The following is a 5,485-nucleotide window of genomic DNA, read 5'->3' on the forward strand; positions in this document are numbered from 1 at the left end:
ACCTACTCTTGCATGCCCGAAGGGCACACTACCATCGGCGCAAAGCATTTTCACTTCCGAGTTCGATATGGGATCGGGTGGTTCCTGCTCGCTATTGCCGCCAGGCAAACTGGCTCACGTCGCAGTCGATTGCTGTGTTTCAAGCGCTCGCCTGCAGTGAATTCGGTAAGTTGTTTTGACAACATTTCGACTCAGCGACCGATTCTCATGAATCGATGTCACATTGAGTATCAACATGATTGCTTCATAAAGCACCCAAGCTGATTGGGTGTTATATGGTCAAGCCTCACGGGCAATTTAGTACTGGTTAGCTCAATGCATTACTGCACTTACACACCCAGCCTATCAACGTCGTAGTCTGCGACGGCCCTTTAGGGGAATCAAGTTCCCAGGGAAACCTAATCTTGGGGGGGGCTTCGCGCTTAGATGCTTTCAGCGCTTATCCCGTCCGTATATAGCTACCCGGCAGTGCCACTGGCGTGACAACCGGAACACCAGAGATACGTCCATCCCGGTCCTCTCGTACTAAGGACAGCTCACCCTCAAGTTTCCAACGCCCACGGCAGATAGGGACCGAACTGTCTCACGACGTTCTGAACCCAGCTCGCGTACCACTTTAAATGGCGAACAGCCATACCCTTGGGACCTGCTACAGCCCCAGGATGTGATGAGCCGACATCGAGGTGCCAAACTCCTCCGTCGATGTGGACTCTTGGGAGGAATAAGCCTGTTATCCCCGGAGTACCTTTTATCCGTTGAGCGATGGCCCTTCCATACAGAACCACCGGATCACTAAGACCTACTTTCGTACCTGCTCGACCTGTCCGTCTCGCAGTTAAGCACGCTTATGCCTTTGCACTCTAGAGCGCGATGACCGACCGCGCTGAGCGTACCTTTGCACTCCTCCGTTACTCTTTGGGAGGAGACCGCCCCAGTCAAACTACCCACCATACACTGTCCCCAATCCGGATGACGGACCTAGGTTAGAACTTCGAACATCCCAGGGTGGTATTTCAAGGTTGGCTCCACCTAAGCTAGCGCCCAGGTTTCATAGCCTCCCACCTATCCTACACAGGAAGGTTCAAAGTTCAGTGTAAAGCTGTAGTGAAGGTTCACGGGGTCTTTCCGTCTTGCCGCGGGAACGCCGCATCTTCACAGCGATTTCAACTTCACTGAGTCTCGGGTCGAGACAGTGTGGCCAGCGTTACGCCATTCGTGCAGGTCGGAACTTACCCGACAAGGAATTTCGCTACCTTAGGACCGTTATAGTTACGGCCGCCGTTTACCGGGGCTTCGATCAAGAGCTTCGCCTTGCGGCTAACCCCATCAATTAACCTTCCGGCACCGGGCAGGCGTCAGACCCTATACTTCCACTTGCGTGTTTGCAGAGTCCTGTGTTTTTGATAAACAGTCGCAGCCACCGATTACCTGCGACCTTCAATAGCTTCTGGAGCAAGTCCATACACCATCGAAGGCATACCTTCTTCCGAAGTTACGGTATCAATTTGCAGAGTTCCTTAACCCGAGTTCTCTCAAGCGCCTTGGCAGATTATCTGCTCACCCACCAGTGTCGGTTTACGGTACGGTCCAGTGTGATCTGAAGCTTAGAGGCTTTTCCTGGAAGCGGGGCGTTACTCACTTCGACTCGCGTGGAGTCTCGTCATCACACCTCGGAGTTATGAGCTACCGGATTTGCCTGGTAACTCCTCCTACATGCTTAAACAGGGAACCAACCCCTGCTGAGCTAGCCTTCTCCGTCACCCCATCGCAATCACACCGGGCACAGGAATGTTGACCTGTTTTCCATCGGCTACGCCTTTCGGCCTCGTCTTAGGAACCGGCTCACCCTGCTCCGATTAACGTTGAGCAGGAAACCTTGGGTTTTCGGCGTGCGGGTTTTTCACCCGCATTAACGTTACTCATGTCAGCATTCGCACTTCTGATACCTCCAGCACACCTCGCAGTGCACCTTCGCAGGCGTACAGAACGCTCCCCTACCACCTGCACTTGCGTGCAGATCCGCAGCTTCGGCTCATGGCTTGAGCCCCGTTAAATCTTCCGCGCGGGCCGACTAGACCAGTGAGCTATTACGCTTTCTTTAAAGGATGGCTGCTTCTAAGCCAACCTCCTGGCTGTCTGTGCCTTCCCACATCGTTCACCACTTAGCCATGAATTTGGGGCCTTAGCTGGCGGTCTGGGTTATTTCCCTCTTCACAACGGACGTTAGCACCCGCTGTGTGTCTCCCACCGGTTCACTTCCTGGTATTCGGAGTTTGCATAGGTTTGCTAAGTCGGGATGACCCGCTAGCCTAAACAGTGCTCTACCCCCAGGAGTGCTCGATGAGGCACTACCTAAATAGCTTTCGGGGAGAACCAGCTATCGCCGGCCTTGATTAGCCTTTCACTCCTATCCACAGCTCATCGACACACTATTGCAACAGTGGTTCGTTCGGACCTCCAGTGAGTATTACCTCACCTTCATCCTGGCCATGGATAGATCGACCGGCTTCGGGTCTATTCCCAGCGACTGATTCGCCCTATTCGGACTCGGTTTCCCTACGGCTCCCCTATACGGTTAGCCTCGCCACTGAAAATAACTCGCTGACCCATTATACAAAAGGTACGCCATCACCCTTGCGGGCTCTGACTGCTTGTACGTATGCGGTTTCAGGTTCTATTTCACTCCCCTCTCCGGGGTTCTTTTCGCCTTTCCCTCACGGTACTGGTTCACTATCGGTCGATAGAGAGTATTTAGCCTTGGAGGATGGTCCCCCCATGTTCAGGCAGGATTACACGTGTCCCGCCCTACTCTTTGTTGGTCATCGACTTTGCCTTTCGTGTACGGGGCTATCACCCGCTATGGCCGGACTTTCCAGACCGTTCCACTAAGCTTCATCGACTGGTTCCAACTGGGCTGTTCCGCGTTCGCTCGCCACTACTTACGGAATCTCGGTTGATTTCTTTTCCTCTGGGTACTGAGATGTTTCAATTCCCCAGGTTAGCTCTTGCAACCTATGAATTCAGTTGCAAGTACTGCCGAAGCAGTCGGTTTCCCGATTCGGAGATCTGCGGGTGAGTTTGTTTGCCAACTAACCGCAGCTTTTCGCAGGCTACCACGTCCTTCATCGCCTTCTATCGCCTAGGCATCCACCACATACGCTTATTCACTTGACCATATAACCCCAATGAGCCTGGTGTTATACGTTGCTGATTCTCGAATGCGACATGATTCAAAGAACTCTTTTGTTTCGTCACTTGCGTTAGAAACAAACTGATTTGTTAGATCAGTTGAGATCGCTAAATCTGATGCGTCAAAACAACTTCCGAATTTTTAAAGAGCACCGTAACAAGAGCCGTGAAGACTCTTGCGACGTAAAGCCACTCATGAACCTTCGCTAGAAGGCGCATGCATCGCTTCACGTACTAGTGAAATCCCGTGTGCCGATCGAGTTGGTGGAGCCAGTCGGGATCGAACCGACGACCCCCTGCTTGCAAAGCAGGTGCTCTCCCAGCTGAGCTATGGCCCCTGATTAGCCTTGGTAAGACTGGTGGGTCTGGGAGGATTTGAACCTCCGACCTCACCCTTATCAGGGGTGCGCTCTGACCAACTGAGCTACAGACCCGGATGTTGATCTTGCAGACCGGGCCAGTCTCACGGGAACCGATTCTTACTGAACAGATAACTTGTGTTGGGAACTCGCGGCAGCCGTATGGCTGAAGCAGAGTCATTTAAAGGAGGTGATCCAGCCGCACGTTCCCGTACGGCTACCTTGTTACGACTTCACCCCAGTCATTGACCACACCGTGGTAAGCGCCCTCCTTGCGGTTAGGCTACCTACTTCTGGTGCAATCAACTCCCATGGTGTGACGGGCGGTGTGTACAAGACCCGGGAACGTATTCACCGTGACATCGCTGATTCACGATTACTAGCGATTCCGACTTCACGCAGCCGAGTTGCAGACTGCGATCCGGACTACGACCAGCTTTATGGGATTGGCTCCCCCTCGCGGGTTGGCAACCCTTTGTACTGGCCATTGTAGCACGTGTGTAGCCCTGGTCATAAGGGCCATGATGACTTGACGTCATCCCCACCTTCCTCCGGTTTGTCACCGGCGGTCCCCTTAGAGTTCCCAACTGAATGCTGGCAACTAAGGGCAAGGGTTGCGCTCGTTGCGGGACTTAACCCAACATCTCACGACACGAGCTGACGACAGCCATGCAGCACCTGTCTCCAGGTTCCCGAAGGCACTCCCACATCTCTGCAGGATTCCTAGGATGTCAAGACCAGGTAAGGTTCTTCGCGTTGCATCGAATTAAACCACATGCTCCACCGCTTGTGCGGGTCCCCGTCAATTCCTTTGAGTTTCAACCTTGCGGCCGTACTCCCCAGGCGGAGAACTTAACGCGTTAGCTACGACACCGAGAGGCAGACCCTCCCGACATCCAGTTCTCATCGTTTATGGCGTGGACTACCAGGGTATCTAATCCTGTTTGCTCCCCACGCTTTCGCACATGAGCGTCAGTATTGGTCCAGGAAGTCGCTTTCGCCACTGATGTTCCTTCAGATATCTACGCATTTCACCGCTACACCTGAAATTCCACTTCCCTCTCCCATACTCTAGCAATGCAGTCCCGAATGCAGTTCCCAGGTTAAGCCCGGGGATTTCACATCCGGCTTGCAAAGCCGCCTACGCGCGCTTTACGCCCAGTAATTCCGATTAACGCTCGCACCCTCTGTATTACCGCGGCTGCTGGCACAGAGTTAGCCGGTGCTTCTTTAGTTGGTTACGTCAAGGTCGCGACGTGTTAGGTCGCAACTTTTCTTCCCAACCGAAAGGGCTTTACAACCCGCAGGCCTTCTTCACCCACGCGGCGTCGCTGGATCAGGGTTTCCCCCATTGTCCAATATTCCCCACTGCTGCCTCCCGTAGGAGTCCGGACCGTGTCTCAGTTCCGGTGTGACTGGTCGTCCTCTCAGACCAGTTACGGATCGTCGCCTTGGTAGGCCATTACCCTACCAACTAGCTAATCCGACTTGGGCTCATCTGTTAGCGCCAGGCCTTGCGGTCCCCGGCTTTCCACCGTAGTGCGTATGCGGTATTAGCCCGAGTTTCCCCGGGTTGTCCCCCACTAACAGGCAGATTCCCAAGCGTTACTCACCCGTCCGCCGCTCGTCAGCATGTATTGCTACACCTGCTACCGCTCGACTTGCATGTGTTAGGCACGCCGCCAGCGTTCAATCTGAGCCAGGATCAAACTCTTCACTTAAAGGCTTTGAGACCTATCAAGTTGAACGAAGAGATTATCCAAACAAGCTCTACTGGCTAATTTGGTAACTCATCGTCGAAGTTGGCTTCGCCAACGAACCGACGCGAGTCCCCACACAAATTATCTGTTTCAGTTTTTAAAGAGCTTCCCCGGTGCGCTGTGGCTTTCGGTGCCTGCCGTTGCACTTTCGCGCCAGGCAGAAGCGGAACTCTAAGC

2 tRNA genes and 3 rRNA genes are annotated in these 5,485 nt (G+C 53.5%); all 5 read right to left on the reverse strand.

Annotation, left to right across the window (positions count from 1 at the left end):
* A 5S ribosomal RNA gene (gene rrf, locus D0550_RS34535) occupies positions 1-105 on the reverse strand; the annotation flags it as partial.
* Between the two features lie 170 nt (positions 106-275).
* A 23S ribosomal RNA gene (locus D0550_RS34540) occupies positions 276-3,174 on the reverse strand.
* Between the two features lie 277 nt (positions 3,175-3,451).
* Positions 3,452-3,527, reverse strand: a tRNA-Ala gene (locus D0550_RS34545).
* A 19-nt stretch (positions 3,528-3,546) separates the two neighbouring features.
* Positions 3,547-3,623: transfer RNA gene (locus D0550_RS34550), tRNA-Ile, on the reverse strand.
* Positions 3,624-3,731: 108 nt separating this feature from the next.
* A 16S ribosomal RNA gene (locus tag D0550_RS34555) occupies positions 3,732-5,269 on the reverse strand.
* Between the last annotated feature and the right edge of the window lie 216 nt (positions 5,270-5,485).

The sequence above is a fragment of the Steroidobacter cummioxidans genome, from assembly GCF_003104955.1.